Source organism: Pseudomonas sp. AC193 (assembly GCF_979258075.1).
On record NZ_OZ409832.1, the window covers coordinates 3,518,006 to 3,538,393 of the forward strand.

General features: G+C 60.2%; 22 protein-coding genes and 1 riboswitch. Of the genes, 5 read left to right on the top strand and 17 right to left on the bottom strand.

The features are described 5' to 3' along the window. Positions 1-8: 8 nt before the first annotated feature. Together ACZZ0D_RS15805 and ACZZ0D_RS15810 are read right to left on the bottom strand one after the other, a co-directional pair. A complete protein-coding gene (locus tag ACZZ0D_RS15805) occupies positions 9-1,373 on the bottom strand; it encodes a DNA recombination protein RmuC (protein WP_178124210.1) in 1,365 nt (454 codons plus the stop codon). 175 nt (positions 1,374-1,548) lie between these two features. After that, positions 1,549-1,872, bottom strand: coding sequence for an SEL1-like repeat protein (locus tag ACZZ0D_RS15810; RefSeq protein WP_082341407.1), 324 nt, complete (start codon positions 1,870-1,872; stop codon positions 1,549-1,551). A 964-nt stretch (positions 1,873-2,836) separates the two neighbouring features. Here ACZZ0D_RS15810 and ACZZ0D_RS15815 point away from each other — a divergent pair. From ACZZ0D_RS15815 to ACZZ0D_RS15825, 3 genes are all read left to right on the top strand, one after another. Next, positions 2,837-3,061: a hypothetical protein gene (locus ACZZ0D_RS15815; protein ID WP_003214941.1), complete on the top strand. Its 225-nt coding sequence runs from the start codon at positions 2,837-2,839 to the stop codon at positions 3,059-3,061. 274 nt (positions 3,062-3,335) lie between these two features. Beyond that, positions 3,336-3,818, top strand: coding sequence for a hypothetical protein (locus tag ACZZ0D_RS15820; RefSeq protein ID WP_053118572.1), 483 nt, complete (start codon positions 3,336-3,338; stop codon positions 3,816-3,818). Between the two features lie 146 nt (positions 3,819-3,964). Then, positions 3,965-5,236, top strand: coding sequence for an OmpP1/FadL family transporter (locus ACZZ0D_RS15825; RefSeq protein ID WP_463553737.1), 1,272 nt, complete (start codon positions 3,965-3,967; stop codon positions 5,234-5,236). 192 nt (positions 5,237-5,428) lie between these two features. Here ACZZ0D_RS15825 and ACZZ0D_RS15830 read toward each other — a convergent pair whose 3' ends face one another. The 14 genes from ACZZ0D_RS15830 to cobO all read right to left on the bottom strand — a co-directional run bounded on the left by ACZZ0D_RS15830 (position 5,429) and on the right by cobO (position 17,088). Continuing rightward, positions 5,429-5,989 carry a glutathione peroxidase gene (locus ACZZ0D_RS15830; protein ID WP_053118563.1) on the bottom strand — a complete coding sequence of 187 codons (561 nt, stop codon included), beginning with the start codon at positions 5,987-5,989 and terminating at the stop codon, positions 5,429-5,431. 54 nt (positions 5,990-6,043) lie between these two features. After that, complete coding sequence (locus ACZZ0D_RS15835) at positions 6,044-6,166, bottom strand: hypothetical protein (RefSeq protein WP_400651029.1); 123 nt, start codon at positions 6,164-6,166, stop codon at positions 6,044-6,046. Beyond that, positions 6,163-7,371 (bottom strand): MFS transporter, encoded by a 1,209-nt coding sequence (locus ACZZ0D_RS15840; RefSeq protein ID WP_282358135.1) that lies wholly within the window; start codon positions 7,369-7,371, stop codon positions 6,163-6,165. The genes ACZZ0D_RS15835 and ACZZ0D_RS15840 overlap by 4 nt, the downstream gene beginning before the upstream one ends. A 53-nt stretch (positions 7,372-7,424) precedes the next feature. Continuing rightward, entirely contained in the window at positions 7,425-7,829 is a 405-nt protein-coding gene (locus tag ACZZ0D_RS15845; protein WP_463553738.1) for a MarR family winged helix-turn-helix transcriptional regulator, read from the bottom strand. A 174-nt stretch (positions 7,830-8,003) separates the two neighbouring features. Then, a complete protein-coding gene (locus ACZZ0D_RS15850) occupies positions 8,004-8,735 on the bottom strand; it encodes an adenosylcobinamide-GDP ribazoletransferase (RefSeq protein ID WP_463553739.1) in 732 nt (243 codons plus the stop codon). Between the two features lies 1 nt (position 8,736). Next, complete coding sequence (gene cobC, locus ACZZ0D_RS15855; protein ID WP_463553740.1) at positions 8,737-9,312, bottom strand: alpha-ribazole phosphatase family protein; 576 nt, start codon at positions 9,310-9,312, stop codon at positions 8,737-8,739. After that, positions 9,309-10,364 carry a nicotinate-nucleotide--dimethylbenzimidazole phosphoribosyltransferase gene (gene cobT, locus ACZZ0D_RS15860; protein ID WP_463553741.1) on the bottom strand — a complete coding sequence of 352 codons (1,056 nt, stop codon included), beginning with the start codon at positions 10,362-10,364 and terminating at the stop codon, positions 9,309-9,311. The genes cobC and cobT overlap by 4 nt, the downstream gene beginning before the upstream one ends. Then, positions 10,361-10,882 (bottom strand): bifunctional adenosylcobinamide kinase/adenosylcobinamide-phosphate guanylyltransferase, encoded by a 522-nt coding sequence (gene cobU, locus ACZZ0D_RS15865; protein ID WP_463553742.1) that lies wholly within the window; start codon positions 10,880-10,882, stop codon positions 10,361-10,363. Before cobU ends, cobT begins: the two co-directional genes overlap by 4 nt. Before the next feature lie 212 nt (positions 10,883-11,094). Next, positions 11,095-12,546 (bottom strand): cobyric acid synthase, encoded by a 1,452-nt coding sequence (locus tag ACZZ0D_RS15870; RefSeq protein WP_463553743.1) that lies wholly within the window; start codon positions 12,544-12,546, stop codon positions 11,095-11,097. Next, positions 12,543-13,535, bottom strand: coding sequence for a threonine-phosphate decarboxylase CobD (gene cobD, locus ACZZ0D_RS15875; protein ID WP_463553744.1), 993 nt, complete (start codon positions 13,533-13,535; stop codon positions 12,543-12,545). The genes ACZZ0D_RS15870 and cobD overlap by 4 nt, the downstream gene beginning before the upstream one ends. Continuing rightward, positions 13,528-14,436, bottom strand: coding sequence for an adenosylcobinamide-phosphate synthase CbiB (gene cbiB, locus ACZZ0D_RS15880; RefSeq protein ID WP_463553745.1), 909 nt, complete (start codon positions 14,434-14,436; stop codon positions 13,528-13,530). Before cbiB ends, cobD begins: the two co-directional genes overlap by 8 nt. Beyond that, positions 14,433-15,083, bottom strand: coding sequence for a 5,6-dimethylbenzimidazole synthase (gene bluB, locus ACZZ0D_RS15885; protein ID WP_463553746.1), 651 nt, complete (start codon positions 15,081-15,083; stop codon positions 14,433-14,435). The genes cbiB and bluB overlap by 4 nt, the downstream gene beginning before the upstream one ends. Beyond that, complete coding sequence (locus ACZZ0D_RS15890) at positions 15,080-16,480, bottom strand: cobyrinate a,c-diamide synthase (protein ID WP_463553747.1); 1,401 nt, start codon at positions 16,478-16,480, stop codon at positions 15,080-15,082. Before ACZZ0D_RS15890 ends, bluB begins: the two co-directional genes overlap by 4 nt. Then, the gene (gene cobO / locus ACZZ0D_RS15895) at positions 16,477-17,088 is read right to left on the bottom strand and encodes a cob(I)yrinic acid a,c-diamide adenosyltransferase (RefSeq protein WP_003223053.1); all 612 of its coding nucleotides are present in this window, start codon (positions 17,086-17,088) and stop codon (positions 16,477-16,479) included. The genes ACZZ0D_RS15890 and cobO overlap by 4 nt, the downstream gene beginning before the upstream one ends. 80 nt (positions 17,089-17,168) lie before the next feature. Continuing rightward, positions 17,169-17,398, bottom strand: a riboswitch (cobalamin riboswitch). A gap of 162 nt (positions 17,399-17,560) precedes the next feature. On the opposite strand from cobO, the gene ACZZ0D_RS15900 reads away from it, so the two are divergent. Both ACZZ0D_RS15900 and ACZZ0D_RS15905 read left to right on the top strand, forming a co-directional pair. After that, entirely contained in the window at positions 17,561-18,145 is a 585-nt protein-coding gene (locus ACZZ0D_RS15900) for a hypothetical protein (RefSeq protein ID WP_463553748.1), read from the top strand. 64 nt (positions 18,146-18,209) lie between these two features. Beyond that, positions 18,210-19,523 carry a PQQ-dependent sugar dehydrogenase gene (locus ACZZ0D_RS15905; RefSeq protein WP_463553749.1) on the top strand — a complete coding sequence of 438 codons (1,314 nt, stop codon included), beginning with the start codon at positions 18,210-18,212 and terminating at the stop codon, positions 19,521-19,523. 133 nt (positions 19,524-19,656) lie between these two features. Here ACZZ0D_RS15905 and ACZZ0D_RS15910 read toward each other — a convergent pair whose 3' ends face one another. Beyond that, positions 19,657-20,193: a C40 family peptidase gene (locus ACZZ0D_RS15910; protein ID WP_053118536.1), complete on the bottom strand. Its 537-nt coding sequence runs from the start codon at positions 20,191-20,193 to the stop codon at positions 19,657-19,659. Positions 20,194-20,388: the final 195 nt, after the last annotated feature.

Here is a 20,388-nt window from a genome sequence, read left to right on the forward strand (position 1 = left end):
TTTTGAGGTTACTCGGGAAGTTCGACCAAGCCATCAACATCGGTCATCGCCCGCTCCAGCAGATCCGCCGGCAAGCTCTTGCTCGCTCGCGCCCCGAGCAGTTTGAGCTGCTCACTGCGGCTGACCAGATTGCCGCGCCCTTCTGTCAGTTTGTTGCGCGCTGAGCTGTAGGCTTTGTCCAGTTGCTGCAGACGATTGCCGACCTCGTCCAGATCCTGAATAAACAGCACGAACTTGTCGTACAGCCATCCGGCACGCTCGGCGATTTCCCGGGCGTTCTGGCTCTGGCGCTCCTGCTTCCACAGACTGTCGATGACCCGCAATGTCGCCAGCAATGTGGTCGGGCTGACAATCACGATGTTGCGGTCGAACGCCTCTTGAAACAGCGACGGTTCAGCCTGCAACGCCGCCGAGAACGCTGCTTCGATCGGCACGAACAGCAAAACAAAATCGAGGCTGTGCAGGCCTTCCAGACGCTTGTAATCCTTGCCGGCCAGACCTTTGACGTGATTGCGCAGGGACAGTACGTGCTGCTTGATCGCGATCTGGCCGAGGGTGTCGTCTTCGGCGGCGACGTATTGCTGATACGCGGTCAGACTGACTTTCGAGTCGACCACCACCTGCTTGTCGCCCGGCAGATAAATCACCACGTCGGGCTGGAAACGCTCGCCGTCCGGGCCTTTCAAATTCACCTGTGTCTGATACTCGCGGCCCTTCTCCAGACCAGCGTGTTCGAGCACCCGTTCGAGAATCAGCTCGCCCCAGTTGCCTTGGGTTTTCTGGCCCTTGAGGGCACGGGTCAGGTTGGTCGCTTCGTCGCTCAGACGCAGGTTGAGCGCCTGCAAACGTTCCAGCTCCTTGGCCAGCGAAAAGCGCTCGCGGGCTTCAGCCTGATAGCTTTCTTCCACACGTTTTTCGAAGGATTGAATGCGTTCTTTCAGTGGATCGAGCAACTGGCCGAGGCGCTGTTGACTGGTTTCGGCAAAACGCTGCTCGCGCTCATCGAAGATCTTGCCGGCCAGTTCGGCGAACTGCGCGCGCAGCTCATCGCGCGAACCTTGCAGGTCGCTGAGGCGTTGTTGATGGCTTTCCTGTTGCTCACGCAGCTCGGCGTTCAACGAAGCGGCTTGCGCGTCGAGACGGCGCAGTTCGGCTTCTTTGCTGGCACGTTCGATATTCCAGGCGTGGGACGCATCGCGGGCGTCGTCGCGCTCGATCTGCAGCAACTCGACTTCACGGCGCAGGGCCGCCAGTTCCGCCTGTTTCGCGGCGTTGGCCTGGCCCAGATCAGCGACTTCATCGCGGCTCGCCTCAAGCTGAGCGTTGAGGCCGTCCTGCGCCAGTTGCGCCATGGCCAGCCGCTCTTCGAGCAGGGCCACGTCGGCTTGGCCGTTGCTCGCCCGGCGCTGCAGTTGCCAGGCCAGCGCCAGCAATGGCAACCCCGCTGCCGCGAGACCGAGCAATACGCTGGTCAAGTCCATCGCCATAGAGATTCCTGCCCATCCAATAAAGCCTGAAGGTTAACCAAGGTGTCAGGTCTTGGACAGCTCAGTCTTCGATGAGACCGAGTTCCTGCTGCGCACGCCGGTCGCCGGCACGGGCAGCCGAACGCAACAGATCCTGGCCGATGCGGCGGTCGCGGGCGTTACCGCACTCGCGGCACATCAATTGGCCGAGACGGCTTTGCGCAGCGACCACGCCTTCGCGCGCAGGCTGCTTGAGCAGGCGGCCGGCAAGGTGTTTGGCGTTGTGGCTGTCGCTCAGGCGCGGGCTGTCGAGCAGCCATTCGGCCACGCGCACAGAAAATCGCTTGGGCGGGGTAACACGAGGGGGTTCTGAGGTGACAGAGTCTGATACTGAGCGAAACTTCATAAAGCACTGTGGGACAGATCGGAAGGCGCGCCACTCTACTCTCTTTTTCTTACAGGTAAAGTCCGAAAAAAACCCGGCACGCCCGTGCTAGAGCAAGCGCTCGGGACAATCCACAGAAGCTGTGGATAACTCAGTGGACAACCGCCCTTGAACCCTCGCAAACCCTTGTGGAATGGGGCTCGCAGTCAAACTGACGATTTTTTCACCAACAAAAAAAACCGATGTTTTTCATTGACTTAAACTTTCGATGCAGGCAGCCATCGGGGTCAGGATTGATGTGACAGTGCTGTGACAGTCCGCGCAACTAATGTGCACAAGTACCTGTTACCCGGTTATAGGGGTGCGCTTTTTCGGGTCGTTTTCCACCCTTCCCTGGGGATAAGGCTGTCTGGCGCGGCGCTTGATGAAAATTGTTTCACCGACCGACGGTCTTAATGTGGGCCAATACGGGGCGATCCGCCGGATCGACAAGCAGAATCCGTAGCCGCCTGCAATCTTTTTCAGCATTGGGTTTGCTTTGTACTTTTCTATCCGTTAGTATCCGCGGCGTTAGTACCAAGCTGAAAGTCAATTCCGGTCGAACACATCCCCACGGTCAACCTTCTACCAAGAAGCCAATCGCCGAAAAAAGCGGGAGCGACCCCTCGATGGTTTCCAGGTAAATCTTGCGACAACACAGCCTTTGAATGATGCAAAGGGTGTTGCGAAGGCCACTTACTCTGACCGAACCAACCTGCAAATTGATCAGGATCTTCACCCCGGGCCCAGAACCTTTGCCCTTGATGTGTTGCCTGCCCTCCTAAGTACCTACCTGCCAGCCCAAGCGCGCCAACTTATCAGCGCTTCAAACTGGCTGCTTTGTTCCAGTCGGGTTCTTCGTTCGACCAATGGTGGTCGTCGTCACTGGAACGTTTTAACGTTGCACGGTTCTTATCCGTGTCATTTGTAGGAACACCTAATAACTATGTCTACTCAAATCCATACTCAGGATGCCATTCGCACCCTAACCAACGCTTTTGCTCCGATGAACTGCCTGATCATGGCCGCTCGCAAAGGCTGCTTCAGCTTCACACTGGTCAACGAACACGGTATCGCCCGCCACAGCGAGCGTCTTTACCCCGATCAGTACTCCAGCGCTGAACCGCTGCAGGCCGTGATCGATCGTACCCGTCAGGCACTGGTTGCCTGAAAGCCGAAAAGGCTGCAAAAGCAAAAGCCCCGCACAAAATGCGGGGCTTTTTATTGCCCGATGTTTCGCTTTTACCCCTCAGCGGCTAAGCACCATCGGATATAACGGATATTCCGCGCAGCCGGAAATATTTTAAAAACAGGCCTTTACGTCGCGAATATGACACTACACTTCAACTCAAGCGGCGTGATCCGCTTGCGGCGAGCCTGAACCGATCCACAGCTGCCAAGCCCCCCTTCAGGACTCGCCATTAATAACAAGAACCGAGGGATTTATGGGTATCGCTGCCAGCGAACTGTGCCGCTATGTGATCCGTCCTACGTTGATCTACCTGGGACGCCACTGCGCAACTGCCGAAGCCCTGTTGCTGGGCATCGCCGCCAGTCAGTCAGCCCTGGGTTCTGCCCTGCATGACCGCCGTGGCCACGGCCTCTACCGCATTGCCGAGCATCGTCATCAAGCCCTTTGGGATGATTACCTGGCACTCGATCCGGAGCGCGCAAGCCTGGTTCGCGGCCTTGCCAGTCAGCATGCTTTCCTCAGCGGGCCGCACCTGGAATTAACCGTTAATCTGCGTTACGCCACCGCCATCGCCTGGCTGTTGGTAGAAGAACAAAACCCCACCCTCCCCGACCCGGCTGATTTACTCGGAATGGCGCGCATCTGGCGTCAGACGTTTCAGCCTCAGGGTCGTCTGCGCGATTTCACCTACGCCTGGCAGACCTGTGTTTCACCGATGAATCAGGTCGCTTGTTGACCCACCGGTTTCGCAAGATCGTGTAACGGGTCGCGAATCTGGTCGGATTGTCCTACAAAACCGCTCTAACTCAAGGCATACGGACTATAGCGCCGGAGCGAAAATGTTGGTAATTTTCGCCCCGGTGATCACCAGGAGTTCTAATAATGAAAAAAGTAATGCTCAAAACCACCCTTAGCCTCGCCGTTACCATGGCATCCACCCAGATTTTCGCAGCTGGCTTTGCCATCAACGAACACAGCATCAGCGGGATGGGGACTGGGTACGCCGGGCGATCTTCTTCTGCCGACGACGCAAGCACTGTTTATGGTAACCCTGCCGGCATGTCGCGCATCACGCGCGAACAAGTCACTGGCGGTGTTGCATTCCTCGACGCAAAAACCGATATCAGCGACGCCAGCTCCAGCCCTAACGGCGGCAGCAACAAAGGCGACATGGTGCCCTTCACCTCCGTACCTATGGGCTTCTACGTCAAACCAATCGATGATCATTGGGCATTCGGCCTCGGCGTTTACGTGCCGTTCGGCCTGATCACCGATTACGAAAACGGCTTTGCCGGCCGTTACTTCGGCAGCAAGTCCGAAGTACAAGTCATCACCTTCCAGCCAACCGTGAGCTACAAGTTCAACGACGTGGTGTCGATCGGCTTCGGCCCGACCATCAACCGTATCGACGGCTCGCTGGAATCCAACCTGTCGATCACTCAGGCCGCGCCAGATGGCAAGGTCAAGATCAAGGGTGACGACACCGCACTGGGCTACAACATCGGCGTGCTGGTTCAAGCCACCGACACTACGCGCCTGGGCATGACCTACCACTCGAAAGTCGACTACAAGCTCGAAGGCAACACCAAGGTCAACTACGGCGTGCTCGGCCTGATCGGCGCGAACCCGAACCAGAAGTACGACGCTTCGCTGAAGATCACTACGCCTGAATCCCTGGACTTCTCGGTGACCCAGGCGATCAACGATCAGTGGAATGTCTACGCCGGTTCGACCTTCACCCGTTGGAGCCAGCTGAAGAAAATCACCGTCGAGAACTCGGGCGTGCAGCCTGCACTGGCCGGTCAGTTCGGTGAAATCACCGAAGACCAGAACTGGCACGACTCCTGGGCTTACGCCGTGGGTACTTCGTACCAGTTGAACAAGGAATGGGTACTGCGTACCGGTCTGACCTTCGACCAGTCGCCGACCAACAACGTCGACCGTTCGCCACGTATTCCGACTGGCGACCGTACGATTTTCAGCATCGGTGCTGGCTGGAGCCCGACCGAAGACCTGACCATCGACGTCGCTTACTCGTACCTGAAAGAAGAGTCGATCAAGATCCGCAACGAAAACGATCGTGGCCAGACCTACGACGCCAAGTATGAAAACTCGGCAAACGGTTTCGGTGTTGGCGCGACTTATCGCTTCTGATGCTGCCGGGCGGGGTTAACCCCTCGCCCACTGAAAAGCCCCGCTCTCTTTACAGAAAGCGGGGCTTTTTTGTGCCTGCGAGCAAAACTTTGTAGGAGCTGCGGCACGCTGCGATCTTTTGATTTGACCTTTAAGATCAAAAGATCGCAGCGTGCCGCAGCTCCTACAGGATTTGGGTAAACCCGCTGAAGGTCAGGGTTTCAGGGGTTTTGAGGCGATGGCTTTTTCGATCGCGGCGATGAATTCCGGATCATCCGGTTTGGTCAGGCTAGAGAAATTGGCGATCACTTTGCCCTGTCGATCGACCACGTATTTGTAGAAATTCCACTTCGGCGCGCTGCTCTGCGCAGCCAATACCTGGAACATATGCGTAGCGTCATCGCCACGGACTTTCTGCGGTTCGGTCATGGCGAACGTCACGCCGTAGTTGGCGTAGCAGACCTTGGCGGTCTCAGCGCTGTCCTTGGACTCTTGTTTGAAGTCATTGGACGGCACGCCGAGCATTTCCAGCCCCTGCCCCTCATAACGCTTATGCAGCGCCTCAAGGCCTTCGAACTGCGGCGCGAAACCGCAGAAACTGGCGGTGTTGACCACCACCAGCGGTTTGTCTGCGTATTGTTTGCACAGGTCGATGGAATCCTTGGCGCGCAATTTGGGCAGCGAGCCTTGCAGCAATTCCGGACAGTCAGCGGCCTGGGCCACGCCAGTCAACGCCATCAGCAACGCGGGAACCGCACACCAGCGCATCAGCATGTCGTACATCCTTGAGAAGTCGTCAGACTTCGACGTTACTCGCCACGCCTGCTTCTAGCAAATGCTCATGCCCAGTTGCATCAACGCCAGACCGCCCTGATGCCAGCCCCACCACACCAGCGCCAACAATGCGGCGCCGAGTGCGGCAAAGAGGAGACGTGGCCAGAATCGGCTCATGCGGCGCCCGCTGCGGCTTGCAGGCGGGCCACCGGACGCTCGCGCACCGGCCAGTTCAGTGCGGCCGCCAACAGACTCAACAGAATCGCCACTTGCCAAATCAAGTCATAACTCCCGGTTCGGTCATACACCACCCCGCCCAGCCAGCCGCCGAGGAACGAGCCGAGCTGATGGAACAGGAACACGATGCCGCCGAGCATGGACAGATTGCGCACACCAAACAAGGTCGCCACCGTACCGTTGGTCAACGGCACCGTCGACAGCCACAAGAAGCCCATCGCCATGCCGAACAGATAGGCCGAGGTGGTCGTCACCGGCATCCAGAGGAACAGCACGATCACCACTGCGCGCAACAGATACAACGCCGTGAGCAAACGCGGTTTCGACATGCGCCCGCCAAGCCAACCAGCCGTGTAAGTGCCGAAGATATTGAACAGCCCGATCAGCGCCAGCACCGTAGTACCGACGCTGGCCGGGAGATGCTGATCAACCAGATACGCCGGCAGATGCACGCCGATAAACACCACCTGAAAACCACAGACAAAAAAGCCGAACGCCAGCAACCAAAAACCCGAATGCGAACAGGCCTCACGCAAGGCTTCAGACAGAGTTTGCTCATGACCGAGCACCGGCAGCGGTTTGTCCTTGAGCATGCTCACCAGCGGCACAATCAGCGCCACCAGAAGGCCCAACACCAGCAGCGCCGCCGACCAACCGAGCCAGCCGATCAGGCCGAGGGTACCGGGCAACATCGCGAACTGGCCGAACGAGCCGGCAGCACTGGCGATGCCCATGCCCATGCTGCGTTTCTCCGGCGGCACTGCACGACCGACGACGCCGAGGATGACCGAGAACGAGGTGCCGGACAGGCCGATGCCAATCAGCAAACCAGCACTCAGCGACAGCGTCACCGCCGAATCCGACAAGCCCATGCAGATCAGGCCCACGGCGTAGAGCACGCCGCCGACCAGCACCACTTTCGCCGCGCCGAAACGGTCAGCCAGCGCGCCGGTGAATGGCTGCGCCAAACCCCAGATCAGGTTCTGCAAAGCGATAGCGAAGGCGAACACCTCGCGGCCCCAGCCGAACTGCGCGCTCATCGGCGACAGAAACAGACCGAAGCCGTGCCGCACGCCCAATGACAACGCAAGAATCAGCGCACTGCCGACCAACACCCAACCGCACGTACGCCACATCGATGTCATTATTATTCTCCAGTCGCGGGTATATACCCGCTTGAGGTCGGAAAAACCGGCGATTAGGCCAGTTCATCCAGCAATTTGAGCAGAATTTCACGCTTCTCGGCACCCAGTCGATCGATCAAGCGCTGCTGCGCCGCCTCCCAGGCCGGCAGTGCATCTGCCAGACGTTGCGCACCGATTTCCGTGAGCCGGACGATGCGGTTACGCATGTCTTCGCCCTCGGCCAGCGCCACCAGGCCTTCACCTTCGAGCACGCGCAGATTGCGCCCGAGGGTGCTGCGATCCAGCCCCATGGCTTCGGCGAGTTCCGAGATGCTCGGTTGATCGAGACGTTGCAGGTTGCACAGCAAAGAATACTGCGCAACGTTGATCCCGAAGCCGTCGAGAGCGCCGTCGTAATGCCTGCTGACGCCACGCGCGGCGCGACGCAGGTTGGTGCACAAACACTGAGAGGTAAGCATGATGCGTGTATATACCCGCGACTGTGTTAAATCAAGTTACAGATGAGTTTACCCTGAACATTTTTAGTGCCTGGAAAATTGCTATCGCGAGCAGGCTCACTCCTACAGTTGACCGCGCTCCCCTGTAGGAGTGAGCCTGCTCGCGATGGGGCCGGCATGAACGATAAAAATCTATCAGGCCAACGCCAATCCCACCAACACCCCCACCTCCAACAACTCCAACAACGCCCCCGCCGTATCGCCCGTCGTCCCGCCCAACCGCCGCATCATCACCCGCCGCAGCCAGACAAACACCGCGACAGAAATCACCACCGCAACAACGGCGCTGAACCCGGCAATCAGCACACAGACCAACGCACTGAAGCCCAGCACCCACCACCCGGCCCGACGCGGTAAATGATCTGCCAAGGCCTGCCCCAACCCACCCGCACGCACATACGGCGTGGTCAAAAACAACCCCAGCAGCGCCGCCCGCCCAAGCACCGGCACGATGATCAACACCAGCCCATGCCCTTGCTCGATCAACGCCAGCAACGCGGCAAACTTGAGCAACAACACCAGCACCAGCGTGACCACGGCAATCGGCCCGCTGCGCGGATCTTTCATGATCGTCAGCGTGCGCTCGCGATCACCAAACCCACCGAGCCAGGCATCGGCGCTATCCGCCAGACCATCAAGGTGCAACGCGCCGCTGAGTAACACCCAAACCGTCAGCAGCAACGCCGCATGCAGCAACAACGGCGCCCCCGCCAATGCCAGATTCAGCGCCCACAGGATCACACCAAACAACAATCCCACCAGCGGATAAAACAGCAGCGAACGCCCAAGCTGTTCCGGCTCAGGCATCCCCGGCAGACGAATCGGCAGGCTGCTGAGAAATTGCAGGGCGATCCACAGCGGCAACATGTCAGTGACCTTCCTTGAGTAAACCGTCGGCCTCGACCGTCAGCGCAAACAATGCGCCGTGCCCTACTTCAACATTGAGCAATTGCTCACGCGGCAAACCTCGCGCCTGCGCCAACAATAAACGCATGACGCCGCCGTGGCTGATCAGCAAAATTCGCTCACCGGCATATGCGCTGTGCAGCCGAGCCACTGCTGCCAACACTCGCGTAGAAAAGTCGCTAACCGGTTCACCCTGCGGCGGCGTGAATGAATATGGATCGGCCCAAAACAGGCCCAACGCGTCAGCATCCGTCTCCATCAACGCCGCCGCGCTCTGCCCTTCCCACGCGCCGAAATGCAGCTCCTGCAGATCTTTGTCGAGGTGCACCGGCAGATTCAATTGCTCACCCAACTCAGCGGCAAACCGCGCGCAACGCTGCAACGGCGAGCTGACCAAACGATCCCAAGGCCCGCCCTCGACCACCGCCGCGCGCATCTGCGTCCAGCCTTTTTCGGTCAGCGCATCATCAAGACTGCCGCGCAAGCCGCCACCCAATTCGGTTTCACCGTGACGCAGCAGATCAAGGCGCAAGGTCATGCCGGGCGATCCGCCACCGCCGCTTCGGCGAATGTCGCCATCTGCCCGTGCAGGTCGCAGGCCAGACGCAACAGGGGCACCGCCAGCGCCGCACCGCTGCCTTCGCCCAGACGCAGACCGAGTTCCAGCAATGGCTCGGCGCCGAGGGTTTCCAGCACATGACGATGGCCTGGTTCAGCACCGCGATGACCGAACAGCAGCCACTCGCGACACGCCGCATTCAGGCGTACCGCGACCAGCGCCGCGACCGTGCAGATAAAGCCGTCGACCAGCACCGCAACGCCTTCCTGCGCGCACGCCAGATACGCACCGACCAGCGCCGCGATTTCGAAACCGCCAAGATTGAACAGCGTCTGCAACGCATCTCCGCGCTGGGCCGCGTGCAACGCCAGTGCGCGTTCGATGACTTGGGCTTTATGGCTGACACCTTCGGCATTCAACCCGGTGCCGGGGCCCGTCAGGTGCACCACCGGGCAATCGAGCAAAGCACAGGCCAGCGCGCTGGCGGCCGTGGTGTTGCCGATGCCCATTTCGCCGCCGATGAACAACTGCGCGCCGGCCGCTCTCGCTCGCAGCACGCTGTCACGACCGGCCTGCAACGCCAGTTCACCTTGGGCTTGGGTCATCGCCGCGCCCTGAGCGAAATTCGCTGTGCCCGCACCGATATTCAAGTGACGCACACCCGCCAGGTTCAGCGCGGGATTAACGGTGCCCAGATCGACCACTTCCAGCTGCGCGCCGAGCTGACGCGCCAGCACGCTGATCGCCGCGCCGCCGCTGACGAAGTTGAGCAGCATTTGCCCGGTGACTTCCTGCGGGAACGCCGAAACCCCTTCAGCGACCACGCCGTGGTCGCCGGCAAAAATCGCGATCCAGATCTGCTCCAGTGTCGGTTTGACCTGGCCTTGCAGACCGGCCAATTGCACCGCCACTGCTTCCAGCTGCCCCAGCGAACCGGCCGGTTTGGTCAGTTGTTGTTGGCGCGCGGCGGCTTGCTCAACGATATCGGCGTTCACCGGTTTGCACGGGTTCAGCCACCAGGTGTGGGTCATAGCGCAGATCCTTTCAGAGTCAGGGGCAGGCCGGCGACGGTCAGGACAACACGCTGACAGCGCTCAGCCAGAGCTTGATGCAGCCAACCGGCTTCATCGACGTAGCGGCGAGTCAATTCGCCCAGCGGCACGACACCCATTCCGGTCTCGTTGCTGACAAAAATGATTTCCCCCGGCAGCGTGGCCAGGCAGTTGAGCAAGGCTTCGCGTTCGGCGACGAGGCGTTCGGCGTCTTCCAGCATCAGCAGATTGGTCAGCCACAGGGTTAGGCAATCGACCAGCAAGCAACGCTCGGCGCGGGCGGATTCGCGCAGGACGCGAGCCAGTTCCAGGGGCTCTTCGACGAGCTCCCATTCGGCTGGGCGACGGGCGCGATGGTGGGCAACGCGATCGTTCATCTCACCATCGAGCGGTTGGCTGGTGGCGATGTAGGTGACCGAGAGGTTGCTGTCGGTGGCGAGTTTTTCCGCCAGACGGCTTTTGCCGGAGCGGGCGCCGCCGAGGATTAGTTGGAGCATGGAGGCATCCTGAATTTTATGTGTTGGGGCGGCTGACGCTTTCGCGAGCAAGCCCGCTCCCACAGGGTTCAAGGGTGTTCACAAAATAGGCTGCCGGCATCAAAACCTGTGGGAGCTGGCTTGCCAGCGATGAGGCCCGCACGCCTCCCCACAGGTGACCGCATTCCAAATGTGGGAGCGGGCTTGCTCGCGAATAGGCCGGCACAGGCAGCTCAAATCCCACAGAGCTGACGCAACAGATCGGTATCCAAATGCTTCTCGACCAAATCCGCCAAGCGCTCGATATCGCGTTCGCGCAACCCGTGGTAATCCACTTCCTGCACATCGCTCAACCCGGCCCAACGCAACAGCGCCGCACTCGCCGCCGGCGACTCAAACAAGCCATGCAGATACGTGCCAAACACCTGCCCATCAACGCTCTGCGCACCGTCGCAACGACCATCATCCAGATGCACCGCCGCATTCTCCAGCGCCGCCCCGGTCGTCACGCCAGCATGAATTTCATAACCACTGACTTCGGCATCTTCCAACGCCAGCCGCCCACGCACATTGCGCAATTGCTTCTCGGCTTCAAGCGTCGTTGCAAACGCCAGCAAACTTAGACCCGCACTCGAACCGGGCGCGCCTTCGAGACCGAGCGGATCATGCACCTGCTCACCGAGCATCTGCAGACCACCACAAATCCCCAGCACTTTGCCGCCGTAGCGCAAGTGCCGATTGATCGCCGTGTCCCAGCCATTGGCGCGCAAATACGCCAGATCGCTGCGCACGCTTTTCGAGCCCGGCAGGATGATCAGATCGGCCGCAGGAATCGCCTGCCCCGGTCCGACAAATTGCAGGTCGACCTGCGGATGCAAACGCAGCGGATCAAAATCGGTGTGGTTGCTGATGCGCGGCAACACCGGCACCAGCACTTTCAGCACTTGCTCAGCCTTGTCGGTCTGGCGCTGATCGATACCGTCTTCAGCTTCTAGATGCAGATCCATCACGTACGGCAACACGCCCACCACCGGTTTGCCGGTGCGCTCCTCCAGCCAATCAAGGCCCGGTTGCAGCAAGGCGATGTCGCCGCGAAAACGGTTGATGATGAAGCCTTTGACCCGCACCTGTTCGCTCGGCGAGAGCAACTCCAGCGTGCCGACCAGATGGGCAAACACCCCGCCGCGATTGATGTCGGCAATCAGCAGCACCGGGCAATCCACCGCTTCGGCGAAACCCATGTTGGCAATGTCGCCGGCACGCAGATTGATCTCGGCCGGCGAGCCCGCGCCCTCAACCATCACTAGCGGATACGCGGCGCTGAGTCGCTCGTGAGAAGCCAAAACTGCTTTCATCGCGATGGCTTTGTAGTCGTGATAGGCCACGGCGTTCATCGACGTCACCGCACGACCATGAATGATCACTTGCGCGCCGGTGTCGCTGTTCGGTTTGAGCAGCACCGGGTTCATGTCGGTGTGCGGTTCGAGAAACGCCGCTTGCGCCTGCACCGCTTGCGCGCGACCGATCTCGCCACCGTCCGCCGTCACGGCGCTGTTGAGCGCCATGTTCTGCGGTTTGAACGGCACAACCGCGACGCCTTGACGCGTCGCCCAGCGGCACAGCGCCGTCACCAGCGTGCTTTTGCCGGCGTCGGATGTGGTGCCCTGCACCATCAGGGTGGTCATGGTTTGTCCTTGGTAAAAGCGATGAAAGCCTGTTCGAGACGCGCCTCTTCCGCCGCGTCGGCAGGCAAGCCGAAACGCAGGCTGCTGTTGTGCGTGAAGAGGCGCAGAAGAATGCCGCGTCGGGCCATGAATTCGTACAGCGTTTGCGCTTGATCAGTGATCAGCCACTGAAACAACGCGCAGCCGCCCTGCGGTTTGAAGCCGTAGCGCTCAAGCAGCGTCGCCAGCCGTTCGCTCGCTTCATCGCTGCGAATGCGTTGGCGTTTGTGATTTTCAGTGTCTTGCAGACAGGCTTGACCGAGCACCCGCGTCGGCCCGCTGACGACCCACGGCCCGACCTGTTCGGCGAGCAAACGGAGCAATTTGCGCTCGGCCAATACAAAGCCCAAACGTACACCGGCCAAGCCGAAAAACTTGCCGAACGAACGCAACACGATCAGTCCGACCTGATGCGCGTGCGCCGCCAGGCTCAACTGCGGCGTGTTGTCCATGAACGCTTCATCGACCACCAGCCAGCCGCCGCGCTGCGCCAGTCGCGCATGCCAGTCGAGCAACTTCGCCGGGGTCAGGCTCAGGCCGGTTGGATTGTTCGGATTGACCACCACCAGCACGTCGAGGTTGTCCAGATAGAACTCGACTTCCTGCTCCTGCACTTCGCGCACGATGTAACCGTTGCGGCGCCAGGCTTCAGCGTGTTCGGCATAGCACGGCGATAACACGCCGACCTTGCCGGCGCGACGCAAACGCGGCAGCAACTGAATGGCCATCTGCGAACCGGCCACCGGCAGTACCTGGTTTGCTCCGTAGTAATCGCACGCGGCTTGTTCCAGACCGTCATCGGTTTCCGGCAAACGGGCCCAGGCACGCAAGGGGATTTCCGGGATCGGAAATGGCCACGGCGCGAGTCCGCTGGACAGGTCGAGCCAGTCGGCTTCGGCGATACCGTAATCGAGTGCAGCCTTGCGCAGCCGGCCACCGTGCTCAAGCATAGAATTCAGCCCCCACGCAGAGAATCAGCAACCATAACCATACCCCGCGCTGCACCAATTGCCAGCCACGGTCGATGGAATCGGCGTTGGCGGGAGCGCCTTCGCCCAGTTGCGGACGCTCGTGCAGTTCGCCGTGGTAAATCGCCGGGCCACCCAGCTCCACACCGAGCGCACCGGCGCCTGCGGCCATCACCGGGCCGGCGTTGGGGCTGTCCCACTTCGGCGCCTGTGTGCGCCAGCACTTCAAGGCGAGTCGGGTTTTGCCGAGCACTGCGTAGGTCAATGCCACCAGACGCGCAGGAATGTAGTTCAACACGTCGTCGATTTTTGCCGCCGCCCAGCCGAAGCGTTCGAAACGTTCGTTGCGATAGCCCCACATCGCGTCGAGCGTATTGCTCAAGCGATAGAGCACCACGCCGGGCGCACCGGCCACGACAAACCAGAACAGTGCGGCGAACACCGCGTCGCTGCCGTTTTCCAGCACTGATTCGGTGGCGGCACGGGCGACCGCAGTGCTGTCGAGTTCATCGGTCTGACGACTGACCAGATAGCCGACTCGCGTGCGCGCCTCGTCCAGATCATCCGCGCGCAACGCCGCAGCGACCGGCGCGACATGCTCGCCGAGGCTGCGCATGCCGAGGGCGCAATACAACGCGAGAATCTCGACGATCCAACCGACATAAGGCGCCCAGGAAAACGCCGTCGCCAGCAGTGTCAGCGGCAGCACGGCGATCACCCACGCGGTGACGCCATGACTGCGCCAGCCGCGCCCTTCACCGTTGAAACGTTGCTCGATGCGCCCGGCGAAATTGCCGAACGCCACCAGCGGATGCCAGCGTTTCGGTTCACCGAGCAGCGCATCCAGCGCCACCGCGGCGACACTCAACAACGCCACACTCATTGACTCACTCCCCAATAATTTTCATACAGCAACTCATTCAGCGGCCGCGCCTGCGCCCACCCTTCGAGTACCAGCATCGGCGCCGGATAGAATTCCTTGACCGGGCCCAGACACAAAACCGCCAGCGGCTTGGCGCCTGCCGGCAGTTTCAACAAATCCGCCAGCGCTTGCGGTTCGAACAGCGAGACCCAGCCCATGCCCAAACCCTCGGCGCGCGAGGCCAGCCACAGATTCTGAATCGCGCAGGACAACGAGGCCATGTCCATTTCCGGCAACGTACGACGGCCGAAGATGTGTTTTTCGCGATCATCCATCAGCGCCGCGACCAACACTTCGGCGCAGTCGTTGATGCCTTCGACTTTGAGCTTCATGAACTCGTCGCTGCGCTCACCGAGGGCCTCGGCGGTGCGGATGCGTTCTTCTTCGACGAGGTGCTGGATTTGGCTGCGCAAAGTGCGGTCGCTGATGCGGATGAAGCGCCAGGGCTGCATCAGGCCGACGCTTGGGGCTTGGTGGGCGGCTTCCAGAAGTCGGCGTAGCAGATCCGGTTCGACGCTGCCGCCGGTGAAATGGCGCATGTCGCGGCGTTCGGCTATTGCCCGATACACCGCTTCGCGTTCCGCCTCTGAAAATGCGTTGTCTGTCATGGCCCTTTCGCGAGCAAGCCCGCTCCCACAGGGGATTGCATTGCTTCAGTCACCACCGTTTCAACTGTGGGAGCGGGCTTGCTCGCGAAGGCGGCCTCACGATCTGGCGCAAACAATGCGGCAATCGCAGTCGGATTCGACGGAAAATAAAAGTGCACATAAGAAGCCGTCATCCGCCCCTCACGATAAACCGCCTCAGCCCCTCGCCCTCCATTTGGACTCAAACCTCGAGCAATCGGCGTCAGTTCAGTCGTGGTCAACGAATGATGATACGTGTGCCCACGCAACGAGCCTTCCGGCAGATCTACCGCTTGCAACGCCAACGCGGCCAGACGCTTTTGCATCACCGCGTCGCCCTTGAGCAACCCGACCAATTCCGCGCGTATGCCTTCAACATCAGTCAACGAATCGAGCAAATACAACATCCCGCCACACTCAGCGAGCAACGGTTTCCCCGCCGCATGATGCGCACGGATCGCCGCAACCATCGCGGTGTTCTGCGACAGCGCGACGTGATGCAATTCCGGATAACCACCCGGTAGATACACGCTATCCGCCTCAGGCAATTGCGTATCGCGGATCGGCGAGAAGAAGCTCAACTCGGCGCCCATCGCACGCAATAGATCCAGACTCGCGCCATAAGTAAAGGCGAACGCCTCATCACGGGCGACGGCAATGCGCACATTTTTCAGCAACGGCTCGACAGCAATCACGTCAGGCGCGGCAAATTCCACGGCCGGTGGCAGCGCTACCTCGCAACTGCTGGCGAGCGCTTCGGCGGCGGCGTCGAGACGCACATCAAGGTCATTCAATTCGCTGGCCTGCACCAGACCAAGATGCCGGCTCGGCAGTTCGATACCGGTCTCGCGCGACAACGCGCCGTACCAACGCAAACCTTCAGTGAGACTGCCTTCGAGCAACTGCGCATGGCGCAAGGTGCCAACACGATTGGCCAGCACGCCGGCAAATGGCAGATCCGGCTGATACTTGGCCAGTCCCAGCGCCAGCGCACCAAAGGTCTGCGCCATCGCTGTGCCGTCGATCACGCCGAGCACCGGCACACCAAAATGCCGCGCCAGATCAGCGCTGGAGGGCGTGCCATCGAACAGCCCCATCACGCCTTCGATCAAAATCAGATCCGCCTCGGCGGCGGCTTCCCACAACAGCCGACGACTTTCCTGCTCGCCGACCATCCACATGTCCAGTTGATACACCGGCGCACCGCTGGCGCGCTCGAGGATCATCGGGTCGAGAAAGTCCGGGCCGCATTTGAACACGCGCACCTTGCGCCCCTGATTGCGATGCAAACGGGCGAGCGCGGCGGTGACGGTGGTCTTGCCCTGACCGGAGGCCGGCGCGGCGATGAGTACCGCCGGGCAGTGACGTGGTTGATTCAAAGTTCGACGCCTTTCTGCGCTTTGATGCCGGCCTGGAAGGCGTGTTTAAGCATGCCCATTTCGGTGACCGTGTCGCCCATTTCGATCATTTCCGGCTTGGCCGCACGACCGGTGACGATCACGTGCTGCATCGGCGGACGTGCCTGCAAATCGCTGAGCACCTGGTCGAGATCGAGGTAGCCGTGTTTGAGGGCGATGTTCAGTTCATCAAGCACTACGAGACCGATCGACGGATCGCGCAGCAGTTCGCGGGACACGGCCCACGCAGCTTCGGCGGCGGCGATGTCGCGCTGACGATCCTGGGTTTCCCAGGTGAAGCCCTCGCCCATCACGTGGAAGCGCACTTGTTCGGGGAAGCGGCGGAAAAACAATTCTTCGCCGGTGCTGTTGCGGCCCTTGATGAATTGCACCACGCCGCACTGCATGCCGTGGCCCATGGCACGGGCCAGCATGCCGAACGCCGAGCTGCTTTTGCCTTTGCCATTGCCGGTGAGCACCAGCACCAGGCCGCACTCGTCGGGCGAGTTGGCGATGCGTTCGTCGATCACGGCTTTTTTGCGCTGCATACGCGCCAGATGGCGTTCGTCGCGCTCGGGGGAATCAGTCATGGGGAGCTCTCCGTTGAGGCTGGATAACGGCGGGCAGGCACAAGAATAGACGGCAAAAAGCCTGGCATCGCCCACCGTGATGCCGCTGGATGGATCAGGCCGGTCTCCGGGCTCATGAGCGGCATTGGCCTGGCTGCGCGCCTTCCCGCTTCTGTCGAGGCAGTGGCTCATGGCGCAGCTTTTACTCATTTACCGTTGCGGGGGCAGCGCCGGGATCGTGATCATTCTTCGCTTGAAGGCAACCCTCACCGGCTTCCCTGTTTCACTCTGTCGACGCGGGTCACAGAGCACCTGAAACAAGCCGCGAAGGTTAGAGGGTTGGGGGTGGAGCGTCAATTAAAGAGGGGGCTGACGGACGATTATCTGCCGTTGATCAATTATCGGGCGGCAATCTTGTGCAAGGCTGTTACAAATGATATCAAAGAGCCATGCTTTTCCATAAAAGCAACTCACAAGAATAAGGATGATGACGATGCAAGGCATGATCATCAGCAACCCGCGCCTGGAATTCCTGCGCCCGATGCTTGAACGCTGGTTTGACTGTATCGACCGTTACAACGCCGTGCGCGGCGACAGCGACACGCCGTACTGGCATGACGAGAAAGCCAATCTCGGCTTGCTGACCGCGGCGGCCTGGATGGCCGAACTGGTCACCCTCAACGACACCGCCACGCGCAAGCAAAACGAAGACGGCGAGCGCAATGCCCGCGCCGATCTGTTCATCGCAGGGCCAGAAGACCGCGCTTACCTTCAGGCCACGCAGCGCTGGCCGCGAGTGAACAACCTCAACCTGACTCAGGCACTTCTCGACATCACCAGCGATGCCAAACGCATCAGCTTCGCCAGCGATCTCAAGCTCGGCTGTCTGTTCGTCGCCCCGCAAAAAGCCCAGCAGAGTGCCAGCCCCGAAGAACTGCAGGACATGGTCGACGACTTGCAAAAGGAACATACTTGCGCGGTCGCCTGGTATTTCCCCTACGCCTACCGCAAATTGCGCAGCGAGGCCGGCAACTATCACCCCGGCATCGCCGTGCTGTTCAAAGAGGCTCGCGGCTGAGGTTGAACCATCGGGCTTGCGCCCTCCTCTATGATTAAGAACGCATTCATAGGGAAGATCAGTCATGCGCAAGCCCCAGCTCGTTTTTGTCATCGCTCTGGCCGGAGGGCTCGCCGCGTGTGGTGAAACCTCCAGCCTGCAAGTCTCCGACGGCACCGGCCCTTCGCCGAAACTGCCCGAACCGAACAAAACCCTGATCCCCACCGTGAACATCGCCCCGGCGATTGGCTGGCCCGAAGGTGGCAAACCGACAGCGGCGGCCGGTACGCAAGTCGCAGCGTTTGCCGAAGGCCTCGATCATCCGCGCTGGATGTACGTGCTACCCAACGGCGATGTGCTGGTGGCAGAAACCAATGCCCCGCCGAAACCGGACGACAGCAAAGGCATAAAAGGCTGGGTGATGAAGAAAGTCATGGGCAAGGCCGGCGCCGGCGTACCGAGCCCGAATCGCATCACTTTGCTGCGCGACGCTGACCACGATGGCGTCGCCGAAACGCGCACGGTGTTTTTGCAGAACCTCAATTCGCCGTTTGGCATGACACTGGTTGGCAATGACTTGTACGTCGCTGACACCGATCGTTTGCTGCGCTTCAACTACGAGCCCGGCGCGACCGAGATCAAAACGCAGCCGATCAAAGTGACTGACTTGCCCGGCGGCACGCTCAACCATCACTGGACGAAAAACGTCATCGCCAGCAAGGACGGCAGCAAGCTGTACGTCACCGTCGGCTCGAACAGCAACGTCGGCGAAAATGGTCTGGATCAAGAAGAAGGCCGCGCGGCGATCTGGGAAGTGGATCGCGCGACCGGTAATCACCGGATCTTCGCTTCAGGCATCCGCAACCCCAATGGCTTAGCGTGGGAGCCTACCAGCGGCGCGCTGTGGACGGCGGTGAATGAGCGTGACGAGATTGGCAGCGATCTGGTGCCGGACTACATCACCTCGGTGAAGGACGGCGGCTTTTACGGCTGGCCGTTCAGTTATTACGGCCAGCATGTCGATGTTCGAGTGAATCCGCAGAATCTGGATCTGGTGGCCAAAGCCATCGCCCCGGATTACGCGGTCGGCCCGCACACGGCGTCTTTGGGCCTGACCTTCGCCGAAGGCAACACCTTGCCGGCGCAGTTCAAGGAAGGCGCGTTTATCGGCCAGCACGGCTCGTGGAACCGTAAACCGCACAGTGGTTATAAAGTGATTTTCGTGCCGTTTGCCGGCGGCAAACCGAGTGGGACACCGGTGGATGTGTTGACCGGTTTTCTCGACAAAGATGAGAACGCGCTGGGTCGCCCGGTGGGCGTGGTGATCGATCAGCAAGGTGGCTTGCTGGTGGCGGATGATGTGGGCAACAAGGTTTGGCGAGTATCTTCTACCAAATAACTTAGCGCCGTACACATAACAAATGTGGGAGCGAGCCTGCTCGCGAAAGCGGTCTATCAGTCGACTCAAGGGTGACTGAAACTACGCATTCGCGAGCAGGCTCGCTCCCACATTGGGTTTTGTGTTGGCCTGATTACGGGTTACGCGCCAGATGCTCCGGCTGCAACACACGCTTCGCACTCAGATAAGCCTTCTGCCAATACGCTTTCGACAGACTGTCCAGCTTCACCGTCCCACCCGTTGCCGGCGCATGCACGAAGCGTCCTTCGCCAACGTAAATCCCCGCATGACTGACCTGCGAACCACCATTGGTGGCGAAGAAGATCAGGTCGCCGGTCTGCAAGCCTTCCTTACCGACATTCGGTGCCTGCATCACGATCAGGTCGCGCGTGGTGCGTGGCAGGTTGATACCCGCCGCGTCGCGGTAAACAAAGCCGATCAGGCCACTACAATCAAATCCCGAATCCGGCGTATTGCCGCCCCAGCGATACGGCGTGCCAACCAGGCCGAGCGCGCGAAACAGCACGTCTTCAGCAGCAGGCGAAAAAGATTCTGAGGGGGCGAACACGATCGGGGCGCGAACCACCGGCGCAGGCGGCGGTGTGCGACTGGCGCAAGCGCTGAGCAGCGCTGCGAAGGCGATCAAAACGAGGCGGGCCGACGTGGTCATAAGCAGAACATCCTGATCTGGCTGCGGCTAATTCTGCCGATTGGGCAGAAAACAAAACCGCCTGCGTACGCACGCAGGCGGTTTGCCATCAATATAGATTCAGGATTCTAGCGGCTACGCGGCAAACTTCAAGTAAGACTTTAACTTCACCTTGTAAAGTATAGGTCTACTCCCTTGCCGGGAACCGTTTTGTCG